The sequence below is a fragment of the Candidatus Dependentiae bacterium genome (genome assembly GCA_035445995.1).
Classification (GTDB): domain Bacteria; phylum Babelota; class Babeliae; order Babelales; family Vermiphilaceae; genus DAOMRS01.
Genome location: DAOMRS010000001.1, coordinates 540,694 through 566,927, shown reverse-complemented (window position 1 = coordinate 566,927; position 26,234 = coordinate 540,694). Strand labels below are relative to the sequence as shown.

General features: G+C 37.6%; 32 protein-coding genes. 11 read left to right on the top strand and 21 right to left on the bottom strand.

What is annotated here, in order from left to right:
• Genes PK943_02705 through PK943_02695 form a run of 3 tightly spaced genes read right to left on the bottom strand, consistent with a single transcriptional unit; the run spans position 1 to position 2,270 of the window.
• Entirely contained in the window at positions 1–1,632 is a 1,632-nt protein-coding gene (locus tag PK943_02705; protein ID HRN78123.1) for a tetratricopeptide repeat protein, read from the bottom strand.
• Positions 1,633–1,634: 2 nt separating this feature from the next.
• Complete coding sequence (locus PK943_02700) at positions 1,635–2,063, bottom strand: DUF721 domain-containing protein (protein HRN78122.1); 429 nt, start codon at positions 2,061–2,063, stop codon at positions 1,635–1,637.
• A 12-nt stretch (positions 2,064–2,075) separates the two neighbouring features.
• Positions 2,076–2,270, bottom strand: a complete 195-nt coding sequence (locus PK943_02695) for a hypothetical protein (GenBank protein HRN78121.1) — start codon at positions 2,268–2,270, stop codon at positions 2,076–2,078.
• A gap of 174 nt (positions 2,271–2,444) precedes the next feature.
• Here PK943_02695 and PK943_02690 point away from each other — a divergent pair, with 174 nt between their 5' ends.
• From PK943_02690 to PK943_02680, 3 genes are all read left to right on the top strand, one after another.
• Positions 2,445–2,888 carry an archease gene (locus tag PK943_02690; GenBank protein ID HRN78120.1) on the top strand — a complete coding sequence of 148 codons (444 nt, stop codon included), beginning with the start codon at positions 2,445–2,447 and terminating at the stop codon, positions 2,886–2,888.
• 12 nt (positions 2,889–2,900) lie between these two features.
• Positions 2,901–4,361 (top strand): RtcB family protein, encoded by a 1,461-nt coding sequence (locus PK943_02685; GenBank protein HRN78119.1) that lies wholly within the window; start codon positions 2,901–2,903, stop codon positions 4,359–4,361.
• 123 nt (positions 4,362–4,484) lie between these two features.
• The gene (locus tag PK943_02680) at positions 4,485–4,778 is read left to right on the top strand and encodes a hypothetical protein (GenBank protein ID HRN78118.1); all 294 of its coding nucleotides are present in this window, start codon (positions 4,485–4,487) and stop codon (positions 4,776–4,778) included.
• Here PK943_02680 and PK943_02675 read toward each other — a convergent pair.
• Positions 4,764–5,477, bottom strand: coding sequence for a hypothetical protein (locus tag PK943_02675; protein HRN78117.1), 714 nt, complete (start codon positions 5,475–5,477; stop codon positions 4,764–4,766). The genes PK943_02680 and PK943_02675 overlap by 15 nt on opposite strands.
• A gap of 74 nt (positions 5,478–5,551) precedes the next feature.
• Here PK943_02675 and thpR point away from each other — a divergent pair, with 74 nt between their 5' ends.
• Positions 5,552–6,106, top strand: coding sequence for an RNA 2',3'-cyclic phosphodiesterase (thpR, locus tag PK943_02670; GenBank protein HRN78116.1), 555 nt, complete (start codon positions 5,552–5,554; stop codon positions 6,104–6,106).
• 1 nt (position 6,107) lies between these two features.
• On the opposite strand, the gene PK943_02665 is transcribed toward thpR, so the two are convergent.
• A complete protein-coding gene (locus PK943_02665; GenBank protein HRN78115.1) occupies positions 6,108–6,878 on the bottom strand; it encodes a hypothetical protein in 771 nt (256 codons plus the stop codon).
• Positions 6,848–7,495 (bottom strand): dTMP kinase, encoded by a 648-nt coding sequence (tmk, locus tag PK943_02660; GenBank protein HRN78114.1) that lies wholly within the window; start codon positions 7,493–7,495, stop codon positions 6,848–6,850. Before tmk ends, PK943_02665 begins: the two co-directional genes overlap by 31 nt.
• A gap of 94 nt (positions 7,496–7,589) precedes the next feature.
• Here tmk and PK943_02655 point away from each other — a divergent pair, with 94 nt between their 5' ends.
• The 3 genes from PK943_02655 to PK943_02645 are packed head-to-tail and all read left to right on the top strand — an operon-like array spanning position 7,590 to position 10,453.
• Positions 7,590–7,778, top strand: a complete 189-nt coding sequence (locus tag PK943_02655; protein HRN78113.1) for a ferredoxin — start codon at positions 7,590–7,592, stop codon at positions 7,776–7,778.
• Between the two features lie 8 nt (positions 7,779–7,786).
• Positions 7,787–9,340, top strand: coding sequence for an AMP-binding protein (locus tag PK943_02650; protein HRN78112.1), 1,554 nt, complete (start codon positions 7,787–7,789; stop codon positions 9,338–9,340).
• Positions 9,341–9,346: 6 nt separating this feature from the next.
• Entirely contained in the window at positions 9,347–10,453 is a 1,107-nt protein-coding gene (locus PK943_02645; GenBank protein ID HRN78111.1) for a glycosyltransferase, read from the top strand.
• Positions 10,454–10,678: 225 nt separating this feature from the next.
• Here the strand turns inward: PK943_02645 and PK943_02640 are convergent, their stop codons facing one another.
• On the bottom strand, positions 10,679–11,419 hold the full coding sequence (locus PK943_02640; GenBank protein HRN78110.1) for a site-2 protease family protein: 741 nt from the start codon (positions 11,417–11,419) through the stop codon (positions 10,679–10,681).
• 161 nt (positions 11,420–11,580) lie between these two features.
• On the opposite strand from PK943_02640, the gene PK943_02635 reads away from it, so the two are divergent.
• Positions 11,581–12,534 (top strand): hypothetical protein, encoded by a 954-nt coding sequence (locus PK943_02635; GenBank protein ID HRN78109.1) that lies wholly within the window; start codon positions 11,581–11,583, stop codon positions 12,532–12,534.
• A 22-nt stretch (positions 12,535–12,556) separates the two neighbouring features.
• Here the strand turns inward: PK943_02635 and PK943_02630 are convergent, their stop codons facing one another.
• From PK943_02630 to PK943_02600, 7 genes are all read right to left on the bottom strand, one after another.
• On the bottom strand, positions 12,557–13,177 hold the full coding sequence (locus tag PK943_02630) for a hypothetical protein (GenBank protein ID HRN78108.1): 621 nt from the start codon (positions 13,175–13,177) through the stop codon (positions 12,557–12,559).
• 24 nt (positions 13,178–13,201) lie between these two features.
• Positions 13,202–13,651 (bottom strand): hypothetical protein, encoded by a 450-nt coding sequence (locus tag PK943_02625; GenBank protein HRN78107.1) that lies wholly within the window; start codon positions 13,649–13,651, stop codon positions 13,202–13,204.
• An 18-nt stretch (positions 13,652–13,669) separates the two neighbouring features.
• The gene (locus PK943_02620) at positions 13,670–14,578 is read right to left on the bottom strand and encodes a cysteine synthase family protein (protein HRN78106.1); all 909 of its coding nucleotides are present in this window, start codon (positions 14,576–14,578) and stop codon (positions 13,670–13,672) included.
• A 54-nt stretch (positions 14,579–14,632) separates the two neighbouring features.
• On the bottom strand, positions 14,633–15,778 hold the full coding sequence (locus PK943_02615; protein HRN78105.1) for a glycosyltransferase: 1,146 nt from the start codon (positions 15,776–15,778) through the stop codon (positions 14,633–14,635).
• A 9-nt stretch (positions 15,779–15,787) separates the two neighbouring features.
• Entirely contained in the window at positions 15,788–16,753 is a 966-nt protein-coding gene (locus PK943_02610) for an ATP synthase F0 subunit C (protein HRN78104.1), read from the bottom strand.
• Positions 16,754–16,767: 14 nt separating this feature from the next.
• On the bottom strand, positions 16,768–17,502 hold the full coding sequence (locus tag PK943_02605) for a FoF1 ATP synthase subunit a (protein ID HRN78103.1): 735 nt from the start codon (positions 17,500–17,502) through the stop codon (positions 16,768–16,770).
• A gap of 277 nt (positions 17,503–17,779) precedes the next feature.
• Positions 17,780–19,198: a hypothetical protein gene (locus tag PK943_02600; GenBank protein ID HRN78102.1), complete on the bottom strand. Its 1,419-nt coding sequence runs from the start codon at positions 19,196–19,198 to the stop codon at positions 17,780–17,782.
• Between the two features lie 219 nt (positions 19,199–19,417).
• Here PK943_02600 and PK943_02595 point away from each other — a divergent pair, with 219 nt between their 5' ends.
• Positions 19,418–20,053, top strand: coding sequence for an L-threonylcarbamoyladenylate synthase (locus tag PK943_02595; protein HRN78101.1), 636 nt, complete (start codon positions 19,418–19,420; stop codon positions 20,051–20,053).
• A 62-nt stretch (positions 20,054–20,115) separates the two neighbouring features.
• Positions 20,116–20,571: a prepilin-type N-terminal cleavage/methylation domain-containing protein gene (locus PK943_02590; GenBank protein ID HRN78100.1), complete on the top strand. Its 456-nt coding sequence runs from the start codon at positions 20,116–20,118 to the stop codon at positions 20,569–20,571.
• On the opposite strand, the gene PK943_02585 is transcribed toward PK943_02590, so the two are convergent.
• From PK943_02585 to rpsU, 5 genes are read right to left on the bottom strand one after another with little or no spacing between them, the layout of a single operon-like run.
• A complete protein-coding gene (locus PK943_02585; protein ID HRN78099.1) occupies positions 20,549–20,854 on the bottom strand; it encodes a hypothetical protein in 306 nt (101 codons plus the stop codon). The genes PK943_02590 and PK943_02585 overlap by 23 nt on opposite strands.
• A 13-nt stretch (positions 20,855–20,867) precedes the next feature.
• Entirely contained in the window at positions 20,868–21,095 is a 228-nt protein-coding gene (locus tag PK943_02580) for a hypothetical protein (protein HRN78098.1), read from the bottom strand.
• A 44-nt stretch (positions 21,096–21,139) separates the two neighbouring features.
• Positions 21,140–21,904, bottom strand: coding sequence for a prepilin peptidase (locus PK943_02575; protein HRN78097.1), 765 nt, complete (start codon positions 21,902–21,904; stop codon positions 21,140–21,142).
• On the bottom strand, positions 21,905–22,273 hold the full coding sequence (locus tag PK943_02570) for a ribosome-binding factor A (protein HRN78096.1): 369 nt from the start codon (positions 22,271–22,273) through the stop codon (positions 21,905–21,907). It lies immediately after the preceding gene.
• Between the two features lie 2 nt (positions 22,274–22,275).
• On the bottom strand, positions 22,276–22,503 hold the full coding sequence (gene rpsU, locus PK943_02565) for a 30S ribosomal protein S21 (protein ID HRN78095.1): 228 nt from the start codon (positions 22,501–22,503) through the stop codon (positions 22,276–22,278).
• 223 nt (positions 22,504–22,726) lie between these two features.
• Here rpsU and PK943_02560 point away from each other — a divergent pair, with 223 nt between their 5' ends.
• Positions 22,727–23,503, top strand: a complete 777-nt coding sequence (locus tag PK943_02560) for a hypothetical protein (GenBank protein HRN78094.1) — start codon at positions 22,727–22,729, stop codon at positions 23,501–23,503.
• Here PK943_02560 and PK943_02555 read toward each other — a convergent pair.
• Both PK943_02555 and PK943_02550 read right to left on the bottom strand, forming a co-directional pair.
• A complete protein-coding gene (locus PK943_02555) occupies positions 23,481–24,932 on the bottom strand; it encodes a hypothetical protein (GenBank protein HRN78093.1) in 1,452 nt (483 codons plus the stop codon). The two genes, PK943_02560 and PK943_02555, sit on opposite strands and share 23 nt — an antisense overlap.
• A 75-nt stretch (positions 24,933–25,007) precedes the next feature.
• On the bottom strand, positions 25,008–26,216 hold the full coding sequence (locus tag PK943_02550; GenBank protein ID HRN78092.1) for an APC family permease: 1,209 nt from the start codon (positions 26,214–26,216) through the stop codon (positions 25,008–25,010).
• Positions 26,217–26,234 lie beyond the last annotated feature (18 nt).

Below are 26,234 nucleotides of genomic sequence, written 5' to 3'. Positions count from 1 at the left end.
TTAATGTTGGGTTAGTTTTTTTTCTAAGGTTTTTAATTTACGTTTTTCATATGCCGAGTATGTATGTGCACGTGCTTGTTCTAAAGTATTTTGTGCTGCTTGATGATTGTTTTGTTTATGGTGTACTTGTGCAAGATGAATTAAAATAGTTGCATCAGTCGGGTTATTTTTCAGTAATTTTTCCAATAATTGTTGTGCGTCAGCATATTTTTTTTGCTTGTATAAAATTAAAGCTTTGGTGTCGAGCAGATGTGGATTTTCTTGATCTTTTGTACATGCATGTGTAATAAGCTGTTCTGCTTTATCTATGTTATTGCCTTTAGTTGCCCAGTAGTGTGCGAGCAGGTTAAGCAACGGTGTTGCATCTGCGTTTAATGCATACGCTTGTTCTAATGCGGTACGCATAGCGTCATATTGTTGTTGCTCGAACAAGAGTACGCCCTGTTGGAATAAGATAGTACTTTTTAATGTTGGATCTTGTATAATGTGTGCAGCTTTTTGCAATTGGGTAAGCGCCAATGCTGGTTGTTGTGTCCGCATATGTAGATCAGCCAGATACAGTGGTGCCCAATGAGACGTTGGATGTTTGGCTGCAATTGCTTCGAATGTTTTGACGACTGTATTTAGTTGTGCGCCTTGACGACTGAGCAAATGGAGTGCCTGAAACCATAATTCATTGTGTGGATCTTGGTTTATCCAGGCTTGTAATTGTGCTGCTGCATGATTGAATTGCTGCATAGCGGTGAGTATTTCTATTTTGAGTAAGCGTTCTTTGGTGCCATGCGAGTTTTGTATCAGGCAATGGTCAACTTGGGCAAGAGCTCCTTTATAATTTTTCTGTTCAAACAATGCAAGTGCTTGTTCAAAACATGATTTTTGGACAAAAGCAGTTTGTCTGTTTTGCTGGGAGAGTTTTTGTTTGAATGCAAGTTGTAGTAAGTGATCTGCAATACGTTGGTTGTTATCTTCAGATAATTCAAGATAGTGTGTATACCCTTGTATGGCGTTTTGAATATTGCCTAGCTGTTCTTCGAGCATGGCACGCATGAGCCAACCTTTGTCAAATTCATCATGCAGTTGTAGGCTTTCTTTTACGCTTGCAAGTGCATCATGCGGCTTGTTTAACTGAATATATATTTGTGCTTTCATAAAATGAAAGATAAATAGATTTGCTTTGGCCGGTGAACTATTAAGTAAAGTATTAAGAATTTCCAAAGCATATGCCAATTCTTTATTTGCTATAGCAAAGTTAGCCATTGCAAAAACAACCTGTGGATCATGGGGGAATTTTTTATGCAATGCGGTGAGTTTGTCATAAGCACGTGTTGATTGGTTTGATTTGTGCAGAGCATCAATGATGAGTAGTTGTAGTGCTGCATCATTATCAAACTTAGTACCAACTTGTGGTATTAAATCAACAATTTCCTGATATTTTTGTGTACTGTGTAATAAGTGGACATAACCCGGTAGACTATAAATAGAATGGGGAACGAGTTGTTGAAACCGCTTGTGTGCTTCTTGATGTTGACCTTCATACCGCAAGTAATTCGCCCATAAATTAGTATGATAATCGCTTTGCGATTGCATGCAAATAGGTAGCATGCTCATACACATTACCATTAATTTTTTCATCACTACTCCTGATAACAACGAATAAGAAACGCCTTTAATGCAGAGCGTAATTCTTGATCCGCTATTCTGTCAAGAACTGCAGATTGTTGAGGAGTTAAGGAGATGTTTTTGGGTACTGTGCGTGCAGGCAGAGATGGTGCTTTTTGTTTGAATGGCAGTGCCTTGGTAACCGTTTTAAATCGAATATCTTTAATGTGCGTGTAGCCATGTGCATGAATTTTTCCAAGTAACATGGGCGATAGCATGTATAATTCTTGCATCCAACATGAATCATATACGCCCAATACCAAGGTATCTCCTACTACTTTTTCTATGGTAACTTGATCACTCAATTCACCTATAATAATTGGCCATTGTTGCATAAGGCGTACTTTCCAGTCGCCTTTTTGTGCAATGAGTGTAGATAGAAAATTTTTTATTGGGCGTACCATATAAGTTAACTATTATTTTTTTTCATACAACGCCATTTGTTTTTCGAGTGCGTGTAAGTGTGCCATGAAAGGATAGCATTGAACTTTACGTTGTACATCTGACAGATTATGCCATTGCATATTACAGTCTTTTTGTACATCAAGTAACACGGCAAGCATGGTTGTTTGAGCTTTTTTGATATCAAACTGATCGTGTTCTTGTGACATACAGTTCCCTTGCGTTGTGGTGCAAAGAGCTGCTAAGGTAAGTGACATAAAAAAATATGATATTTTTTGCATAAAAACTCTAAAAGTTAAGAATAATACGATATAACTGAAAGGTATTAATATAACAAAAAAATATACAAGTGTTAGTTTTTAAGTGGATTATAAAGGAAAATAGTGAAAAAAGATTTTGAACAATTACCGCATACGGCTGATATTAAGATTCGTGTATTTGGTGATACGAAAGAAGAATTATTTGCTAACGCGGTGATTGGCATGTTTCAGGTAATACGGCCACAAATAGATGGTTGTCGCATAGCGCATGACCGTGTGGTGTGTGATACGTTGCCTATACAACATCAGGTTGAAGTACGCTCATTTCAAGAAGCATCATTACTTGTTGATTTTTTATCAGAGGCACTATATCTGTCTGATATACATAATGAAGCATATTTACATGTTGATGTACATGAGTTACGAGATACATTTATTTCAGCTACCTTACATGGTATACAAGTACAAGGATTTGAGGTGGTAGAGATTAAGGCAGTAACGTACCATGAATTAGAAATCAAAAAAGTTAATGGTGCGTGGCAGGCAGACATAGTATTCGATATTTAAAAAAGGATAATCATGGCAGAACAATTAATTACGCGTGATGACTTAGTGCAAATAGATGAGTACACGTATGAGGTTCCCAAAACATATCGGCAAGACATGCAGGTACCTGCGCGAGTGTTTATGAGCAAAAATATGATAGAAGATGTATTGAGTGATCGTGCAATCTGGCAATTGGTGAACGTTGCTACGTTACCTGGAATTCAAAAATATGCGTGTGCTATGCCGGATATTCATCAAGGCTACGGGTTTCCTATTGGTGGTGTTGCGGCGTGTGCCATTGCTGAAGGTGGTGTGATTTCTCCTGGTGGTATTGGATATGACATTAATTGTGGTGTCCGATTGCTTGTTGCCAATATGAATGTTGATGAAGTTCGCCCCTATTTGGAAAAATTAGCAACACGCTTATTTCATAAAGTGCCATCGGGTGTAGGCAGAGGTGGTAAGTTAGATTTTGACCCCAATGAATTAGATAAGATTTTAGCCTATGGTGCTGAACGCATGTTGCAGTTAGGATATGGCACGCAAGCTGACTTAGAATTTTGTGAAGAACGTGGGCGTATGGCAGTTGCTGATCCGGATATGGTTTCTGAGCGCGCGAAAAAACGCGGCAGAGACCAAATTGGTACACTCGGATCGGGTAATCACTTTCTTGAAGTGCAATATGTAGAAGAGATTTTCGATCAACCTGCAGCAACGGCATATGGTTTGCATAAAGGTAATGTGACGGTGATGATTCACTGTGGTTCGCGTGGCTTGGGGCACCAGACGTGTACTGATTATGTGCGTATTATGATGGGTAAATTACCCGAATGGGGATATGTATTGCCTGACCGTGAGTTAGTCTATGCACCATTTGATTCCAAAGAAGCACAAGATTATTTTGCCGCAATGGCCGCAGCAAGCAACTATGCATGGGCCAACAGACATATGATTGGCCACTGGGTGCGCGAAGCATGGCAAGAGGTTATTGGCAAACACGTGGAATTGAACACGGTGTATGATGTTTCACACAATATTGGTAAAGTTGAAACGCATAATGTAGATGGTATTGAAAAAAAATTGATTATACATCGCAAGGGTGCTACGCGTGCATTTGGTCCGGAACGTCCAGAAAATCCTGCAAAATATATGAGTGTTGGGCAACCAGTACTGATTCCCGGAACTATGGGTACCGCTTCTTATGTTTTGGCAGGAACGCAAGAAAGTATGGATGTTGCATTTGGTTCATCATGCCACGGTGCAGGTAGACGTATGTCCCGTGCACAGGCCAAAAAAACAGTACGGGGCTCACAATTGCGAGAAGAACTGGAGCGTCAAGGTATTATTATTCGTTCAGATTCAGACCCGGGACTTGCAGAGGAAGCACCAACGGCATACAAAGACGTAGAAGATGTGGTTGATGTAGTGGCAGGTGCACAGCTAGCTCGTAAAGTTGCACGCCTCAAACCGCTTGCGGTTATTAAGGGTGGGTGATATAAAATAGCACGCGGTAGTGATAAAAAACAAAGCTTATTGCGTTGTTGCCTTTACATTTTGTTATCCCTGATTAAACTTTTATTATTAGTTTAACAAATACTTTATCTATGTGGGGGCAACGTGAAAATAATCAATATTATCTTATTAACAAGCCTGAGCTCAATGATGCATGGTATGGATTTCGATCGACTTGAAAGAAAGCCAAAGTTCTCTCAGGAAGATATCTGTGCAACCATAGAAGCGGCTCAGTATGCAGCCAGCTCGGTTATGTACCATATAAAGCATAGCGTGGTACCGGCGTTAGCTACGGTAATTGCCGCTGTGTTTATTGATGATGTTGAGTCAGAAGAACCAACTTTTGCTTCATGCATTGCAGAAAGTGTTCAAGGGTTTAGTGAATCATTGATGAGTTGATGTATACATAATACCTTGTTCTTGAAACCATGTTCGCCAATAATCGGGGGCGGATTGTTGTGATCTGACTTCAAATACAATTGTCGTATTATGGGTAAGATTATAATCATGTGTAATCTGTTTTTGGTCAGAGAATTGTTGTTGTAATTTACGCCCCTGTTTGCTTTGCAAAGAAGGCCATTTACTTTGTGCTTTACATTCATACCAATGCGTGTCGGTAATAAGATCAAATTCGCGCTGGGTATAATTAGTAACTGGTGTAACCTGATAAATGCCGAACGCGCGTATCTGATGAAGCTGTTTGTGCAATAATAATGCTTGTGTAATTTCATACATGTAGCCTTTAGCATTTTCATTATCCACATTTAATAACAGTTTACGTGTTACTTTCAAAAAATTTGGTGTTAGATAAAATGCATCAATTGCTTCCGGAAGAACATGTAAATTTTGTGATATGATAGGAAAATTATTATCGATACTTAGTGCAGATACGCATGCGTGCCAATCATCTTTGTATTCAGGGACAGATTTATTTGTTTTTAGCAGTTCAATAAGATTATTTTGGTATTTGTGGCGGATTCTTGCTTTACATCGAGTGCGCGTGATATTTTTGAGTAATCGATTAAGTTCTGTTGGGTGGCTGCAACAAGCAAAGAAATAAAAAACATTAAAAAAAAACAAATAATATCTACTCTGCATATATCTTCTCCTTTTTGATATGAATTTGCCAAGTACTATAGCATATTATGCATAAAAATAAGCGAGTGTATAGTATGAAAAATAAGATACGTATATTTGTGGCAGTTGAATTACCAGTTGCTGTGCAAAAAGAGATAGAGCGGGTACAGCATATATTGAAAGCATCGGCATTGTTTGAAGGCCGCTTTGCTAATTTGCAACAAAGTCATATAACGATAAAATTTATTGGCGATGTTATGCTCAAAGACATCCCATCTATACATACCGCATTGCAAGATGTTATTTTTTCTCCCAGTAAGGCACAGTTGGATAGGATAGGTATATTTGGTACTGATCACATAATCAAAGTTGTATATCTGAATATTGTGTCACCTGAATTGGCACAACTTGCATTGACTATAGATCATCAACTTGAACCATGGTGTATGCTTGAAGTGCGTGAGTTTGTAAGTCATGTGACTTTAGCGCGGGTAAAAAAAGTTGTAGATAAAAAAGCATTATTAGATTTTATAGAGGGAATTACCATTAATCCCATAATTTTTACTATCGATAAATTTGTATTAATGGAATCGGTATTGACGCCCGAAGGGCCAGATTACAAACGTTTGTATGTATACGAACATTCTTGATTTATCTCATTATCTGTAAAAATAAATTTTTCCAAAACAACTTACTGCTGCCAGGCATGGGCAATTCTTCTAATGCATTTTTCAAACAATGTATGATGGTTTGTGCTTGTTGCATAGTATCTTCTTCTTTTTTCAGGAGAGCTTTTTTGTAGCGTTCAAGCCAGTATGTCAGGAGTGTGTTCATTAATTCAGCACTTTCCAACTCATTTGGCGTATATTTATTCAAAATATCTGTAAAAAATACGGGGGATATAAATTTATGTGCAGTAAAACAATCATATAATTCTTTGAACGGGGATTCATTTGGTGTAGCTGAAAAATTTTCTATAATACAACGCGAGCGAATAGTTGGTAGCAGGCCGTCTGAGCGCTCAGCAAGTAATAAAAAATGGTATCCTGCTGGTGGTTCTTCCAGCGGTTTGAGTAATCGATTAGCACAGGTTGTAGTGAGTGCGCCTGCTTTTTGAATTACAAAAAAATGATGGGATCCTGCATCTAACGCAAATGCAATAGTTTCAAATAGTACATCTAACTGTTCAAGCGTATATTTTTTGTCTGGATATAACCATGTAATAGCATGGTGCTGCTGGGTGTTAATTTGTATACAGCTTGTGCAGGTACCGCAACCTTTTTTTTGGCAGAAGATTGATTGTAAAAATTGGTATGTATGATTGAGTACGGCAGTATGAGTGCCGATCCAAGCATAGGCGGGTGCTACCAGATTATGAGAGGTTATATTTTTTATTCGCGTAGATGATTTGACTTTATCCATGTTTCTATTGCTTGTACAGCTTCTTGAGTTAATTGTTCCGGTGATTGTGTACCGTCCATAAGTATAACATCTTTACGGTTTTTAAGTATTTCATCAAAACCGTAAACTAATTTTTTGGTAAATGATATATGTTCTTGTTCAAAGGTAGTTAATTTTTGGTTGCGTGCTATCAAGCGTTCTTGTGCTTGTTCCGGAGCTAATTTTAAATAAAAAACTATATCAGGACGAATGCCATTCATAACCCATGCATTAATGGTACGTAACATACTAATATCAAGACCACGGCCATAACCTTGATATACAAGGGAAGAATCGCTCAGGCGATCAGAAATAATGATACTATTTGCATGTAAGTGTGGCAAAATTATTTTCTGGAAATGTTCTGCACGATCGGCTGCGAATAATAAAAATTCTGCTTTAGAGCTGAGTGGTACTGTTTGTGTTTGTAAAATTTCACGTAGTTGTTTGCCCAAAGGGCTTCCACCTGGTTCTTTTGTGAGAATGACAGGTAAATGTTGTTGTTTGAGGTATTCAGAAATATTGTGTGCGAGTGTACTTTTTCCTGAACCATCAATACCTTCAATAGCAATGAGTATACCGCGCTTGAGACGTTGCATGCCTTACCTTTTTACAAAAAATAGGTTATGGTAAATAATAGGGTTTTCTATAGATGTTATAAAGAATTTTAGTATAGCGCAATAAAGGATTATTGTGAAAAAAGTTACTATTCAACCGGGTTGTATTTCATGTACCACTTGTCAATTTACTGCACCACAGGTATTTGAAGTAACCGATGTATCACGCGTCAAACCAGATGCAGATATAGAAAAACATGCTGATGCAATTAGATTAGCGGTACAAAGATGTCCGGTACAAGTTATTAAATTTCAAGAAGAATAGGGGTTGAAATGATAACTAATTCTGATGCAAGAGAGCGTGCCCGTTTTGAGCACCTAAAAAATGAAATTAGCTCAAACGGTCAATTAATGTATGCGGGTACGTTGTTGCAATACGCGGCACAAAAATATGATGATACGCCGGCATTAATATACCAAGATAAAACTATCAGCTTTCGTGATTTATATTTATACGCATGTCAATTAAGTACCATGTTGCAAAAACATGGTATACAGTCGGGAGATCGAGTAGTTATTTGGTTAGAAAATTCTCCTGAATTTTTTATTGGTTATTATGGTGCCTGGCAAGTTGGTGCGGTGGTGGTACCTCTTAATATTTTCCTCACCGAACATGAGTTAGGTTATATTCTCAAAGATGCGCAGCCGAAAGTAATTATTACATCGGCAGATCGTGTTGAGCTGATCAAGCAACTTAGCATAGAATCAGTTCCACAAATTATTACCGAACGCGACATGGCATTAGACCAAGCGCCGCAAGAATCTTGGCGCCTTCATCAGCTCATTACACTACCAGAAAATGACATGTCTGCATTATTGTATACATCAGGTACTACCGGGTTGCCTAAAGGCGTCATGCTGAGTTCTAAAAATATTATGACAAGCCTCATACAGACGCTTGCGCGATTACACTTAAACCATGGTGAACGTGTATTTGCCATATTGCCATTATTCCATGCATTTGCCCAAAACGCATTTGTATGGGGTGCTATTTTTGCGGGCGTTACCATAATATTGGCACCAAAAATTGAACGTAGATACATTCTTGAAGGGCTCAAGCACAAACCTACACTGTTTTTAGGTGTTCCGGCATTGTACGGCTTATTGTGTATGATGAAAACTGCACCACTTGATTCAGTCAAATTATTTGTTTCCGGTGGCGATGCAATGCCTGATAAAATTCGTTCTTATTTTGAATTGCTCTATCATCGTAAAATTTGTAGTGGATATGGTTTAACTGAGACATCTCCAACACTATCAGTTGCATTTGATGATGAGGCTATACCAACCGGTAATGTTGGCACATTATTACCAGGTATTCAGGCGTCTGTACGTGATGAGCAAGGTAATGAAGTGCCGCGCGGACACATTGGCCAACTATGGGTAAAAGGCGACAATGTAATGCTTGGTTATTATAATGCACCAGATATGACGGAAAAAGCTTTGCAAGATGGGTGGTTTGATACCGGTGATTTAGTTTATTTTGATGAAAAAAATAGATTAGTAATCACAGGACGTGTGAAAGATCTTATTATTCATAAGGGTCTGAACATTTATCCGCAAGAAATTGAAAATGTTATTCTTATGCATCCGAATGTTATACGTGTAGGTGTTATTGGCAAACATGAGAATGCGGTAGGAGAAGTTCCGGTAGCATTTGTGCAATTACGCAAAGCAGAAGAAGATATAGAACAAAAACTTATCCGTTTGTGTAAAGAACATTTAGCAGCATATAAAGTGCCCAAACAGTTTATCTGTAGTACCGAAGAATTACCCGTAACAGCAACGGCTAAAGTGGATAAAAAAGTATTACGCAAGAGAATTTAACACGCGATGAAGCGTATAAAGTTAGTACACGTAATTTCAAGCTTGAAAATTGGTGGTGCAGAATCATTGCTTGTTGATCTTATAAGATTAATGCCATCGCATAGATATGATCATCACGTGATCTATTTCCATGATGGCCCTAATCGTACAAGATTAGCGCATATGGGTATACCAACTTATCACGTTACGGGCGGATTTTGTTTATATGATCCTATTTTTTGGTTGCGCTTATACCGTTTGCTCAAGATATTACAACCAGATGTAATTCATGGATCATTATGGGCTGCAAATTTTGCTGTACGTTTGATTGGCAAGATGATTTTGCATATTCCAACGGTGTGTGTATTGCATTGGTCGTTGGAGCAAGATGGGCGCATACGCAATATGCTCGATTATGGCACGCTTGATTGGGCAGATCGTGTTGTAGCAATTGCTGATGGTGTTGCGAGTTCACTTGCAGATGCTGCATGGGTATCTCACAAAAATATTCAAGTGATTTATAATGGCATTGACAGTCAGTACGTACATCAACTGGTTACTATGCAAGCAGTAACACGAGATTCACTTGGTATAGCTCCGGAGGCGCTGGTTTTTGGTACGGTTGGTCGTTTTATTTATCAAAAAAATTATCATCACTTGATTAATGTGTTTGCGAATGTATATCAGCACTATCCGCACATTCGTTTATTGCTGGTTGGGCTTGGTCCTCTTGAGCAAGATTTGCGTAAACAAGTAGCACAGTTGGGTATCACATCAGCAGTTATATTTGTTATTGGTCAACCGGCATATGGCTACTATAAACTTATGGACTGTTTTGTTTTGCCATCGGTGCAAGAAGGGTTATCCATAGCGCTACTTGAGGCTATGTCTTGTGGGATCCCTTGCGTTACGACTGGAGCTCAACACCAGGTCATACACCATAATCAGAATGGGATTTTAGTGTTACCGCATGATGCACCGGGGCTTTACCACCAACTTACTCGTATGGTAGCAGAGGAACCGTTACGCAAACAGCTTGGAAAAGCAGGAAAAGCAAGGGTTATAGAAGCATTTCAGTTAGCAGATACTACGCGGGCATATGAGCAATTATTTGAGGATATGTTTGCAACATGAAAACTTTGTTATATCTCGTGCCTAAGCTTAATTACAGATAATGTAAAACAAAATCAAAGTAAGTTTTTCCAGAGAAAAAAATTGCTTTTTACTCCTCCTTCGTGTACATTACAGTAGTAGAAAAGTGCTACTGGCTAAGGCCAATTTAAATGTGATAACCTCCATTTCCCCTATCCGTGACGTTCTGTCTGGGTAGGGGTAATTTTTTTAGTAAAACATAAAAAGCTATTGATTTTTCATATCTCGAGCTGATAGCCAGATAAGTAAAAATAAGAATAATAATAAGAATATATTATTAATTAATGATAAAAGTCTTACTGGTAATGGTGCGCCATATAATGCTTCTATGGTTAATTTGACGAGCTGTCCACCATCCAGAAATGGAATAGGCAGTAAGTTGAATATGGCAACATTTATATTCATGATTGCAAGCCATAATAGAAAAACCATCCAGCCTTGGGCCTGACTTGATTGTGCACTTGTTATGATACCAATGGGTCCCGTCAGTTGTCCACGTGTTTTTTGCTGCCAAATACCAAAAAATCCATGCATAATAGTTTTAGTAAAAGTATACGTGATAAGTATGCCTTGCATAATGACAATAAATATATTGGTTGGCCGTGATTCTTTTTTACTGGTATACCATGCGATCAAGATGAATAATAATGCCGCAAATATAATATTGAAACCAATACCTGCAAGTGTGATAATCATTTTTTGTATATACGTTTTGCTCACAAAGCTTGCGGTATCAATGGCATTGTAGCCGCCGAGTGGAAGAGCTGCAATTTGAAATAGCGTCCCGCCAATTTTGTATCCTATCAATTTGGGGCCAAATCCCACTGAAAATACCGGTACTTGTACACCGAAAAGCCTACAAAATAAAAAATGTCCAAACTCGTGGACAACAATTATGGCGCTTAACCCAAATAATGCAATCAACAGTGATTTTAATTTACCAAGCATCCCAATCCCCTTTTTTATTAATATTAGTTTATCTTATCGTGATAAGTTAAATCAATATTTTAAAATTTTAACCTGAAAACATGTTTTAAAGCCATAAATTATTGATTTTTTTAATCTATATCGCGTACGATACAATATGAAGCAAAGTGAGGGATGTAGGTATGAAATACAGAATAATCATAGTATTGTTAGCAGGTGTACTACAGGGTACCTGTAGTGCCTATATTTACCATACGCAGGTATTGCGCAAGTGGGATCCTACTGCGCGTCACTATCATTATGTAATAGGCTTAAGTGATTTCCATGATAAATCTCACCATGCAACACAACAACAACGTGCGGCTATAGAGCAATTGATTACCAAATGCAGTAATAAACCTGTTGAATTATTGGTAGAGGACCTGAGTTCACCCAATTGGCAGGGTGAGCAACGGTGCGGATCATTTAAAGTTGATTCCACCGGTGGATTGCTAGGAGGCCTGAGCAGTGTTTGCAAACAAAATAATGTTGCCGTTAATAATGTTGAATATCGTTACTGTAGAGTTGCAGCATTTGGTCCGGTTTTGAATAATATGCGTACTCAAGTTGATGCGTTTCCTTCAACAAAAAATATTCCAATGCAAGCAATTTACCAAGAAATAATGCAACAGATTGAGCAAATTAAAGCGTATAATGATCATCCATTGCTACAAAAGTATTATCAAGCTCATATAGCGCGTATTATGGCAATCATGCACAAATTCCATATACCTGCACATTTGAATATGAGTGCATCAGACTATCTGACAGCACATACAGATGACGCTATGAGACATCAAGCACTCAAACAATTGCTGGTGTTTGATAGTACATTGCTTGATTTCCATTTGGTACATGCGGTTATCAATACACAAAAAAATAAACAAGCAGCTTTAGTAGTTGCGGGTGGTAGTCATATAAAAAATATGGCTGCTTTACTCGAAAAAATTGGTTACCAAACAGTGCATAATACCACAATTACATATGATAAAGAACGTGATGCAAATCAATGTATACAAATGCCTATGGTCAACGGACAGTATTGCGTGAAGCCACAGGCAGTTGATCTACGCGTTGTAGAGCAGTTTATACAATGATTAATGCGTAGTGTTATCTTTTTTAAAATATACTGTTTGTATTCGTACTAGTGATAATAGTTTCTAAAATAGGATATGTTTTGATGACAGCGTATTTTCGCGCGGATCGAATTAATTTATCTGCAAGAAAGTTTCTACAATGGTAAGGAGCCATGTCAGTATAATAACGTGATGAATATAGTGCTACTATGTTATGCATAATACGCTCTAATTGATCTTGGTTAGGATGTTTTTTTAATTGTTTAAAATAACCTATTACAGTTTGAGTTAATACTTCTATGGTTGTAGACCCTTTTGAAAATTTTATACCATGACGAGGCATTTTTATCTTTACTTCAAGTATATGAGGATCTTTTAGAGATTTTTTTTCTAAATCATATATCATATCGAGTAATTCAGGAGTTACTTGATCGGGATTATTCCAAATCTTATCATACCAATCAGCTGCATCATGCTTACATTGCCAGTGAATTTTGCGTGCCGTTTCTTCTGGTGTGTCATTATCTTGCAAATCTGACCAATGAGATGCTTGTACAAAAGTTATTTTTGTTTTTTTACCGGTTCGGGTATTAATCAGTTCCTTTTCCATGCTGTATGCATAGGTACCTGCAAATAATATAAGTGCACAGAGAATTTTTTTCATGGGTTATCTCCATAGGTATATGAATTATGTTCTATAAAATGTGATGATAGTACTTAATACCTGATTCTTGGCAAGTAAGGGATATACTTCCTTAGTTACTAATAATTCTTCTGCAATTCGTTTCTTATTTTTTTCAGGTAATGTGGCAAAAAATTCTGAGTCGCATAAAGAGCTAACTGCAGAAAGAGTTTGGGTATGATCGTTACGAGGAGTGCTTTGTATTTTTTGTAATTGAAGTATTATTGCATGATTTAACAAACTAGACACGCGCGGTATATCAAAAAAGCGAGAACACACTATTTGTTTTGTAATAGTTTTTTTTGCCTGATCAAGGATGCTTAGAGTAATGATATCCGGGTTGTTTTGTACCACTTCCATCCAAGCACAACTATCTGGACTGTAGAGTGTTTCGATTTGCATACCATGGTTTGTGGTCATAATTCCTAATAAATACATGAATATCAACTTTTTCATGATGTGATCCATTATAATTTAATAAAAATCTTTAGTAAGGTATGCTCTACCAGAGTCGCTAAATATAACGACAGCATAATCATTTTTGTTTAGTTTTTTTGCATATTCTTGAGCAGCCCATGCGGCAGCACCACTGCTCGGGCCGGCAAGCAGACCATATTTTTTGGCCAGCGTTTTGAGCATAGGAAGCGCATCTTCATCTTTGACTTCTACAATCTCATCCACTACATCATAATTCATTACCTCAGACACAAAATCTATACCCATTCCTTCTACTTTGTATGGTTTTGGGCAGCCGTTGGTCGAACGGTATGAGTTGTTGGAGTCAAGAGCAATTACTTTTATGTTGGGGTTTTGTTCTTTCAGGTATTTACCTGCGCCACTTACGGTACCACCGGTTCCTGCGCATGCGAAAAAGTGTGTAATTTTACCATCTGTTTGTTTCCAAATTTCTGGTCCCAATAATGTATAGTGGCCTTCTGCATTAACTGGATTAAAGTATTGATTTGGCATAAAAGAATTAGGCGTTTCTTTGTGTAATCTGCAGGCAGTGCTCCAATAACTTTTTGGATCATCAACAAAGGCAGTTGGGGGACACATGACAACCTGCGCGCCATAGGCTTTGATGGTATCCAATTTTTCTTTACTTATTTTTTCTGATACGGCAATGATTACGTTATATCCTTTTGCTGCACCAATCATAGCAGTTGCAATACCTTGATTGCCTGAAGAGGCATCTATAATAGTACCGCCCGGTTTGAGCTGGCCATGTTTTTCTGCATAGGAAATCATATAGGATGCGGAACGATCTTTTACACTGCCACCTGGATTTAAATATTCCAGTTTTGCATATATATGTGCAGGAGAATCAAAATCAAGTTTGACGAGAGGTGTGTTGCCAATGGCATCAATGACGTTTTTAAACATAATTTCAAATCTATTTTTTTAGGATTTTTAAAGATATTAATTTTGCGGATTAGTTTATAGTAATTTTCTATATAATGCTACATGCTTTTGGATCATATGTGTGTTGCTAAAATCTGATAAATTATCTTGGTAGGTGGATAACTTTTTATATAATTCTGGATTATTTAGAATAGTAAGCATATTGTGTGCGAGTGTGTGCCATGCTTTTTGTGTGCACAACAATCCATTGTTGCCATGGTGTACCACGTCTTGAATACCACCCGTGTCATAACTGAGAATAGGCAACTGCAGCATGCGTGCTTCTACAATGGCGCATGGCAACCCCTCCCATAATGAGCTCAATACAAATGCATGCCAGGTGAACATAATTGGCGCTACACGATCTTGCCACCCATGTAGTGTGACAATGTCGGTCAAATTGTTTTCCGTTAGCCAGTGTTCAATTTTGGTGCGCTGAGCACCGTCACCAATAATTTCAAGTCGTGTATTTGTATTCTGTGCGTGCACAGTTTTGAATGCATAGAGTAGATCAAACAAGTTTTTTTGTGGTTTGAAACATGCAATAGTTCCAAATATGAATGGTTGTGTGGTGGGTAATGTTGGCAGGGCTTTGCATGCTGGTATATAAAATTGTTCCCAATCAATTGCCGCGCGAATTATTGAATGTTTATGTGCGAATTGTGGAAATAGTTTAAGGCCAACTTTAACATCTGCAGAAGATACGCATACAAAGTGTGTGGTAATAAAGCTTGTTACCAATTCGAGTGTATACGTAACCAACCAAGGAATCCATGATTGATGCGGATGGAACCCATAGCCGTGTACCGTATGAATACGAATTTTAATACCGGCAAAAAATGCGGCCCATCTGCCAAGCAGTCCGGCTTTGGTACTGTGCGTGTGTACCAGGATAATGGCATGTTGTTTTTTTAATGTTCGTAGTTGCTTGATTAAATTAAAAAAACAAATGACTTCATTCCATAGTGCCTTGACGGTAACTTCACGTTTAAAATTATCAATTAAAATTACATCTTTGTTGTGTTTGATATGATCGACGAGTGTGCCACTTGCACCAGAGATTAAGTTGGTAGTAATGCCGTCCTTTTGTAATCCTTCAAATAATGCAAGGCAAACTTTTTGCGCGCCGCCTAATTCTAGCTTAGTGATAATATAAACGATATGTAAATTTGTATGCTTCATTACAATATTTTATTGTGAGAATATTAATAAAAATGAAATTAATACCGCATAAATTGCACATGTTTCAATTAACCCCTGTGCAAACATACTTATGCGAGACAATATACTGTGGGATTCAGGATTGAGTGCAATTTGATGACATGCAGAAGCTGCTGTCCTGCCTGAACTGATACCAGGCCCAACAGTACCAATGCTTGTGCTGATTGCTGCAGCAAGTAGTGCAATGGCATAGATATCAGAAATATTGGTGGTTGGAACTAAGAATAGCAATGCCATAGAAATAACAAATGCAAATATTATAGGAGTTTCAATAATTGTTTGGCTAATTAATGTAAATGAAAAGAGCTTGTTATATGCGCGAGGATTGCTACCGAGCCCGTGGCATGCACTTTGTGCAAATAATGCAAGGCCTATTGCAGGGCCAACGCTACCCAGGCCTATACACAAACCACTACTTATTAAACGTAAACTATCACTTAATGTTGTTGCATTCACTGATTGATATTTAATAATGGTTGCAACAATAAATCCAAAAATTATGGGGCTTTGCAAAAGTGATTGTGTGATCAACATAAACCGCATGATGTGTTGAGCAAAAAATGGTTGACGTGCAATGGCAAAGCATGCTTCACGTGCAGGAAGTGCCGACACAAAGCCAAGTACCATGCCAGAAATACAAATTGCAAATGCAATACCAAGTTCTGCAAGATCAGCATAGAATCCAGATGCAACGGTTCTTGTGCCAAGAAGTAACATAATAGAAATAACCATACCCATGATTGCTGCAGTTTCAATCAATGCCATTCCTAAGATTGCTGCACGCATAATGTTGCCACTTGCGCGTGGTTGTGTGTTCATAGCATCAAGTGCAGCTCTACTGGCAATGCCCTCTCCAATACCAACACCAATTGAGGTAATACCAACAGTCAGTGCAATAGTGCTATAATGAATAAATTCTGATACGGGATGGTACATAATAACTCCGTAAATTAATGACCTTCGCCTTGTAGTGCTATTGAAAGATAGGTAAGTGAAAGCATAGCAAAGACGAATGCTTGTAAAAACCCTTCAAACAAACTGAAGAACAATGCCATACCTATGTTCAATCCGGTAAGTAGTCCGGCAGATTCTGCGATGAGCGAACCTTCAATGGCGCTAAAGTAAATGCGGGTAATAATTGAACTACCAAAAATATTGCCAAATAAACGAAATGAAATTGAAACAACCGAAGCAAGTTTGCCCACTATATTTAGGGGAAGCATAATAAAAAATGGCGCAAAATAGCCCGCAATGTATGCCTTGATTCCCTGTGCTCGTACTGCTGCAATTTGTGTATACAAAAATGCAATTACCCCAAGTGCCAGAGTGGTATTTAAATCCTGTGTAGGTTCTTCTAGCCAGGGAATAGTTGATAAAATATTTCCGCAAAAAATAAAAATGAAGAGTGCTGTGATAAAAGAAAAATGGGTGAATGAAAAAAATGTACCCATAGATTGCATGCACATATCAATAAAAAAACGTACAAATTCAAGCACAATAAAACGTGCGGTGCTTTTTTTCTTTAAAATAATGAATCGTACAACGAGCAACAAGAGTGTGAGTAGCCCCAGAAGAATCCACGTATGCGTAATGGTGCGTGCATTAATAGTAAAAAACGGGTGATCTGATTTAAATACAAACCCAAGAGACCATTGGGGAGATTCTAAAAGGTCAAGTCCACTCATGGTAAAACGCCTTCTTGCTTAAAATTACCAGCCAGAATGCAAGTAAAAACGATACTATTACGACAAGTATAAATAGATGTGAAGGTGAGTGCAACAGATAATAACCAAAACCAATTAATATCATGATGCGCATTATAAATGGTAATATCATATGTTTGCGAGATGGTGTTTTTGAATAAAAAACTCTCCTCTGTTGCATAACAAAGGAGAGTCCATAAAATATACCAAGTACAGTACCCATGAGCAAAGCATGGAATATAGTATTAATCATAACTATTTAGAGTTTTTTCATACCTTTATATTTCCAATATTCAGAAATAATAGATGGTGAACCGGTAATAACTACCAAGCCATATCGTTCATCAACAGATTTTTCTGCCCATTCGAATGCTTCTTTGAAGTTGTGCGCTGCTTTTGCTTTGATCTTCATGCTCTTGATATCATTGGTTACTTTTTCAACATCCCAAGTAGTGTTACCTTTTTGCCCTGGGATTGTATTAACGGGGCAAATAACAACTTGACCGGAAGTTTTTTTGAAGAAATAACGTAATAATTTAAGAAGCTCTGATGTATCCAAGTCTTCTTGGTTGCAACCAAGAACTATAGTTAAACCTTTTAATGGGCGTTGGTAATGGAGTAAGCGGATGCCAAGGAGCACATTTTTGAATGCATCCAAATTACTTGCATTGTCGAGTAACAAGGTTGGTTTTTCTTTATCTAGTAATTGGAATCGACCTGGTAATGTGCTTGAAGCATCTTTCCAAAATTGTTCAAGTGTACGTTTAGGATTTAACTCAGATTGACGCTTAGCTTCAAGCGTTGGTCTGCCACGTTGACCTTTTTGTTTTGCCAACAAACTGTTATTCAACACCAAGGCATCTTTATTTGCAAAGCTATTTACATAAATGTATGCAGCACGTTCTGCAAGTGCAGCACAACGGCCATGCAATTGTTCAAATGGATATGGCAGTGTTGCGAGTTTACGGATTGGCATAGCCCAGGTAGCGCCTTTTTCGTGTGCAATACGTTCAATTTCTTGCAAATTTAATTTGCTTTGATCGCCTGACACTACAAAACAATCTTTTTTAACGATGCTTACCATGTTTGCAATGGTGGCAGCGTCTGCTTGTGCTGCATCGGCATCATCAGTAATTCGTGTAATAGCAACTACTTTTGGTTTACAAATATTGGTAGCATTAGTTGGCGTTGCTTCGCTGACTTCCATTACTGCAACATCCACATTTACTTTGTGGAAGTATAAAAGTGCCATAATGGTAAGTACGTCATATGAGTTTGGGGTAATGTTAAGTAATTCTACCGTATTGAGTACTTCATTACCAATCTCAGTAAATAACTTATTGGCAATGCTCTCGTTATTATGTGTAAAGCGCTCATTGTACGTGAGAATGTGCGGTGCATAGAAGGTACCAACTTGTAAACCTTCTTCTTGAAGTAATTTAGTGGTGAAATGTGCGGTAATACTTTTCCCATTAGTGCCTGATACCAAGATAGTATCTACCTTGTCTGACAGGTTATCTAATGCTTTATCAAGTTGAGTAACGCACGAAAGGTTCGTATCATTTGTATTGGTGTTCCAATTTTTATCAAGCCAATCAACAATTTCTCCGTAACTGCGTTGCTTGCTTGTGACGATACCTTTTGTGGTTGCCTGCTTATGAATGTTAAGATCTTTCATAATACCTCTCCACAACGGATTGCTTTACATGTTTAGTTTACTTCCCACTAGCACACATTAATAACCATTTCATGTATAATTATTTCATATTGAAAATATAGCATGTTATTTTATCAATGCGTGACTTATAGTTTAATCTAGGCTATATTGCAAAAATGTCAATCGGGCAATAAATGCTTAGATTATGAATTCTTATTTACAAAAGAATAATGGATTGATATGCAGAAAAAGCTTTTTTTCTGGGATGATGTAAGCCTTTTAGACTACATTATTCCCTTATTAAAAACCGATCAAATTATAGTTACCTCTACTGATACGGTACCCGGTCTATTGGCGCAAGTTTCACAAAAAACTTTTGACAAATTGAATCAAATAAAAAATCGTGCAGACAAACCATATTTGTTTCTTATTAAATCTTCGCAAGAAACATATCGGTTTGCACGTATGAATCCAAAACTGCAAGTAGAAAAGTTAATGGATGCGTGTTGGCCCGGTCCACTGACATTAATTTTTACGGCGCGATCAGATGCACCGCCATATATTAAAGGACCACAAGGTACTGTTGCAATGCGTGTTCCGGATCATGAAGGATTGCAAAAAATTTTACAGCATGTTGATGCATTATTTTCTACCAGTGCAAACATTTCCGGGCAACCGGTCCCTGCTGCAATGAATGAGCTTGATGCAGAAATTGTGGATCATGTTGCATGTTTGATTGATGATGCAGGGCAGAAAAAAATACCGAGTCAGCCATCTACCATTTTGGATTGTACGGGCGATACCATTCGGGTTGTGCGAGAAGGCGCGTATCCAATTGCATCATTAGAAAAAATATATGGTTCGCAATTCTCTTGACGAATACGTTAGTACTTCTCGTAAGATAAATACATAATAAGATTCTTACGGGGGAATAAAATATGAAATTACGGAACGGATTTAGTTTATTAGAATTGATGATTGTTGTAGCTATTATTGCATTTCTCGCGGTAGTTGCAGTACCAACATATACCCGCTTTTTGTCCAAAGCAAAGCGAGCAGAAGTCTATATGAACTTGAGTGCAATTTACACCGCGCAAAAAGTATATTGGGCAGAGCATGGTAAATATTCAGATGTGTTATTTGGAGAAGGTGGTATTGGCTGGAAGCCAGAAGGGCAATATTATTACACGTACGGTTTTGCTCATGGTACGCAAGGAAAGAATTTTTTCATTGGTAAGTTAAACACGCCAAATAGTTATTTGGCACCGGCAAAAGCGGATGCAAATAGCTTTATAGTAGCTGCAGCTGGTGATTTGCATGGCAATGGTAAGCCGGATATTATTACTATCGATCAAAATAATAATATTCAGATTATTCAGGACGGATTAAATTAGAATGAGTGTGTTTTTTATCAAGAATTTTACGTATATGTTGTTTAATTGGCTCTATTTCTTTATCAGATAGAGTTGTACCACTGTATTCTTTTATAGTGTTTATTAAATCGTCCTTAAATTTATGTTCTTGTATGACCTCTTTTAGTAATAATGGGTGCAAACAAGATAGCAATGGTCGCCGTGCAATTACATATCTGCTTGGAGATTTTAGGAAAGTTTGTCTAAGCATGCCAAACATACTTATTGGTATAATAAATGGGAATATAAACAATAGTTGCTTCATGTCTATCTCCTTTTTATTTATAAATTGATTTAATTACATAATATGCTTTTATAGCATCCGGTATAATTTTGGGCAAAGATAACACAAAATCTCTTTCGTGTTTGAGATTTATTTTCTGCTCCAAACATCTTTGGATAATGTAGCTTGTTCCTGATTGTGTACAGTTTCGTAACAATGACTGCATAGTATATATGTTATGTATGCTTGTACATAAGCATATATATAGTACCATACGCTTCATGGGCTTTTCCTTATAAGTTCTAGCTGTCTATATACTTTACTAATTTATAAGCCGAGTAGTATGTGTGTAAACATATCCTGAAAAAAAATAAATATGATTGCGCCAAATGCCAAGAATGGTCCAAAAGGAATTTTTACCTGCCGATTTGGTCGATGCATGACCATATATATCATGCCAATTACTGATCCAACTGTTGACCCGATTAAAATAGTTGCCCAACAACCGATAACTCCGGTAAAAGAACCTATGAATGCAAGTAGGTCTATGTCTCCTTGTCCTAAACCTTCTTTATTAGTTATCAAATAAAAAAGCTGAGCAATACCAAACAATACACCATAGCCAAAGACAATGCCAAGCATGCTGTGAGTAAATGAGATAGGAAGTAGGTGTGTTAAACTCAATAGTAACCCAAGTGGAATTAAACATAAGGTAACATAGCGCGATATGAGCATGCACTCTAGATCGGAACGAATAGTTACGATAAGTGCAGAAAAAAATATGAAATAACTCAGAAAATATTGGTGTGGAATATATACATATAAAAGAGAAAGCAAAATAACGGTGAGTAACTCTATAAAAGGATACAAAATAGAAATTGGTTGTTTGCACATACGACACTGTGCTTGTAATATGCACCAAGAAACAAGTGGGATATTGTCATACCATGCAATTTGATTCTTACAATGCGGGCACGCAGAACGGCCCCATACAACAGTTTGGTTTCGAATTAAGCGATAACCAAGCACATTTAAAAATGAACCCCAGATAAGAAAAAGTGGTATCAAAAACAACAATTCGAAGAAAAACAATTACAGTTCTCCTTCATCCTTGAGTTTTTGAAGTAGATCATCAATATGACGTTGTTTTGCAAATTGTGCATCATACACAAAGCGCAGCTCAGGTATACGTCTGCTTTGTAGCGTTTTGGAAAGCGCATTGCGTAGAGATGGTTTGTATAGAACAAGTGTTGCTCGTTTTTCTTCAAAATCATTTATACCTTTTTCGGTATAAAAAAAGACGGTACAAACACCACGATCGGCCGAAAGTTTGACACGATTTACTTGCAAACCTTGTAGCCGATCGTCATCAATAGCTATACGTAAAAAAAAGTTTGAAATTTCGCGCAAGAGAACTGATTCCCGTTGAGCATGTTTGATTTCACGTACGCGATTAGTCATTTTTAACGAGCATCCGAATCATAAGTGCCATCTGTAATCATGCGAGTCATGTTTTGTTTAATAGCACGCATAAGACGTTTTCGGCGTTTTTGTGTTTTTGGCTCAAAATAGACACAACGTTTCATGTCTCTGACCACACCTTCACGCTCAATTTTTTTCTTCAATTGGCGTAATGCGCGATCAACGCTTCCTATCACATTTATCTCGATATTTGACTTCTTTTTTGACATGGGGAAAATCACCATCCTAATTAGATTAATAATATTTAAGATACTTAACATTGTACGGTTTTTTAGCTACGATGTCTAGTATCTAGGGAGGTGTTCTGGAGGGAATTTCAGGTATTGATGTGGGACTTTTATGACCAAACCAGAATAAGGGACAGATTAAATGGGGAAAAAATTATATTTTTTGATAGGTATGGCCTGTATAGGGGGGTGCTCCATTGAAGGGATGAAGCGTAATCGCGAGGAAGTGCAAACAGATGAGCAAGTCATAAAAAAGCCTAGGTTAGAACGGCAAAACGCGGAAATTGTAACCCGGGAGCCAAAGTCATTAAAAACCCTCTGTGCTCAGTATTTTATAAAAAAACTAGGACAAGCCACCGTTTCAACAGTTGATGCAGTATACCAAGATTTTATTTCTACCGTGCCTATACATCTTCAGCAAAGCATCAAAACCTATTTCAGGTCCCATTATGGGTGGCGATTAGGTGCATGGTCGAAGCGATTTGTGGAAAAAAATAGTCCTACTCAATCTGAAATGGTAGTGCTATCTGATGATAGTATTGAATTTCCAAAACCCTGCATAAAGATTTTTTTACCAGAGAGTTCAATTGTGTTTGTAGTAAATAATGTAATAGATCCATGTGCAACAGTTGAATTGTATTTTGGGGATAGTATGGATGTAAAGCCGGGCTGTTATGATCATGCGTTATTTCCTGGAATGTGTAGCTGTTTTGTTTATATTGTAGGCATAACATACGAAGACAATGGAGCCAAATTATTAATGCATATGGCAGATGAAACAGCTATTATCCATACGTGTTACTCTTTTGAATCAGTATTATTTGCTCGAGTGCAAGAAAATAGTAAGGATTCTCCAGATGATTTACGAATGCTGTTACAATCTAATCTATTTACAATGCTTTCGGATGAAGAACAGTTCGAATTCAGTATTAGACACAATAGTATTCTTTGTAAAGCTCTTAAAAAACGCCAAACACAGTGAACAATACCGTAGTGCTTCTATAGGTGCCTCGTTGCGCTAGTGGTGCCTGCCACAAGAATCCAACAGAAATATGCGGTGAAAAATCATACGTAAACGCAACATTAGCAAGTTTTGAACTAAATTTGGTTTTTTTGGCGAGTGCTTCTGGTTTAAATGCAGGATCTGGGCATTGCAAAGTGATAGAGTCTGCTTGATGATCTACCATCACGTATTGACTCCAGAATGATAATTTATCCATAAAATGATACGCAGCTAGTTTTGCTGCAAATTGCCAATTGTTGCCGGGGCTTACTTTTGCATTGGTAGTAAATGGGAAAATACCTGACTGGCATTCATAGTTAGGTATACGCATGTTTTTTATATCTCGTTCAAAAAAGTGTGTGAACCCAACTTCTGCACCTACCTCAATGGTTTCAACAAAATCAAAATTTATTCCTGTAGTAAACCCGGTAGCATAAAACCCATTGTTGCCAAATGGTAAGGAGAATGCAAAGCTTGGATCCATAGTTTTGCCAGGAGATACGCTGCCACCAAACTCAAGATATGGAATTGCCAAAAATTGTGGCCAGTTGTCTGCACCAAAATTTACTTGAAATGCATGGCGCCAGAATAACTGGAAGCGTAATTCTTCTACGGATATTTCATCAAAATCACAAATATTGATACCAAGTTCTTCTGTAATATTTTTCATTTGATGCATAAGGTATACTTGTACCTCTTTGAGAGATATATCAGTGCAATTAAAAAATTGCTCAGCAGGCGTAGAACCATCAGATAAATTTTTAGAAGCAGCAGATAAGTCTTTAAAGCCTTGTACGCCGCCTGCAGAATCGGTCAATACCAAACATTGCGAAATATCAGAAATGCCAAGTTGTACGTTTAATCCCCAATCATCCGTCAGGCGTGCATTCATTTCAAATCGTAAGCCATATTTTCGGTATTTGAGTGGAATAGAAAAATAGCCAAATAATTGTTCAGCATCAATTGCTTGCACATCATCAATGGGCCCAACTACACCGGGGAACAATGCATCCCGTGCAGCTTGCAATGTAGGTGGTAACACTTTGCCTTCAGGCAATTCGCCAAATAGTAATGGGATCATACCCCAACGGCCCATGATGTCACCAAGCTCTACTATTTTGCCACCAACATACTTATCCCCACAAAAATTTCTACCACGATTTGCATTTTGACCAAATGGTGAAATGCTCAAGCTCGCACGTTCCTTGAAAAAATATTGTTCAGAGATAAGACCTTTTAGTTTTTGTTTTTCTTGTGTGTACAAGAATTCTTGTGGATCCATCGCGGTGAACATAGGATATGGATCATTTTTTGAAAGTGAAGACAGTGCGTATGTATGGTTCGATAACATACACACTGCAGTTGTCACATATAAGGCGATGCGTGCTATGAGCTGTTTGCGTGCCATCTACTATCTCCTTTAAAATCAATGAGTGCACAACATCATAACGTATAGCATCGTTTTGCTCAATGAGTCAATGACCTACACAAGCTTCGCAATTTCCAGTACAAGTCCTTCAAGTGCAAAATATAAAATGGTAAGTGCTGCAACAATACCAATTAGGGTTTTTATATTTTGTCCAGATTCCCATTCTGCACGTAAAGTTAATAATGTAATGATAGATAATAAATATGCACACACAATAAAGACAGCAGTTAATGAAAAGAACAAATCAATTTTATTGATAGAAGAAAAGCTAATAAAGATGCATAATCCAACAAGTAAAACTGACGTTTTAGCATTAATGATGTTGTTGTTCAACAAGGTTTTTACCGTATTGTTTTTTACTTTTTTCATGAGTGAAATAAGTAATGCACTTGAACTCCAGATCATGGAATGTATAGTGCCCAATACTGCTGATAATATTGAAATATGAATTGCCGTTATTAACCATGGCTTATCAGTAAAGGTCATTTGTAAAATATCTGGAATGCGAATTGAAGAACTAACAAAAAGTTCCAGAGGTGTTGATAGTATAAGTGATGCCACAAATAATGTGTACAAAGAGCCGACTAGTATAATTGAGTAGGTAAGTGCACGAGGGACGTTTTTTTGTGGGTCTTTGACAATGGCAAATAATGATGCGGCACATTCAAAACCAAAAAACCCAAATATTACTGCTCGTGTTGCCTGAAATACATTACGCATGCCATATGGTGCAAAAGGCACCAATAAATTTGTATCTACTTTAGTCAAGCACATGATAGTTGTAGCAATAATGGGGAAAGTAGTACATACAATAAGAATTTGTTGTCCCAATTCTGATAATGCAACGCCAAACATATTCAACAGCGTCAAAGCTATTAAGGTACACAGCCCTAAAGCATAAGGTGAAAATTGTGGGAAGAATGGTTGCAGATAAAATCCTGCAACTTGAGATAATAAACCCATAGCAATGAGTAATCCGGTAAAATATGTCCAACTTGCAATCATTCCCATTAAGTGGCCGCCCCATTGTTGAGCATAGACATAGAATGCGCCTTCTTCAGGATACAATCCTGCAAGACGCGCTAATGATTGAGCTAAAAACCAGACAGCAATAACTACAAAAATATAAGCCAAGATTCCTGCAGGCCCCACATTAGAAGCTAAAGCAGCTGGCGCAGTAAAAATACCAGCACCAATCATAGCATTCATACCAATGATGGTGGCGGTGCTTACTCCAATTTTTGAAGAACTGTCTGTAGACATAAGACATCCTTTAAATAA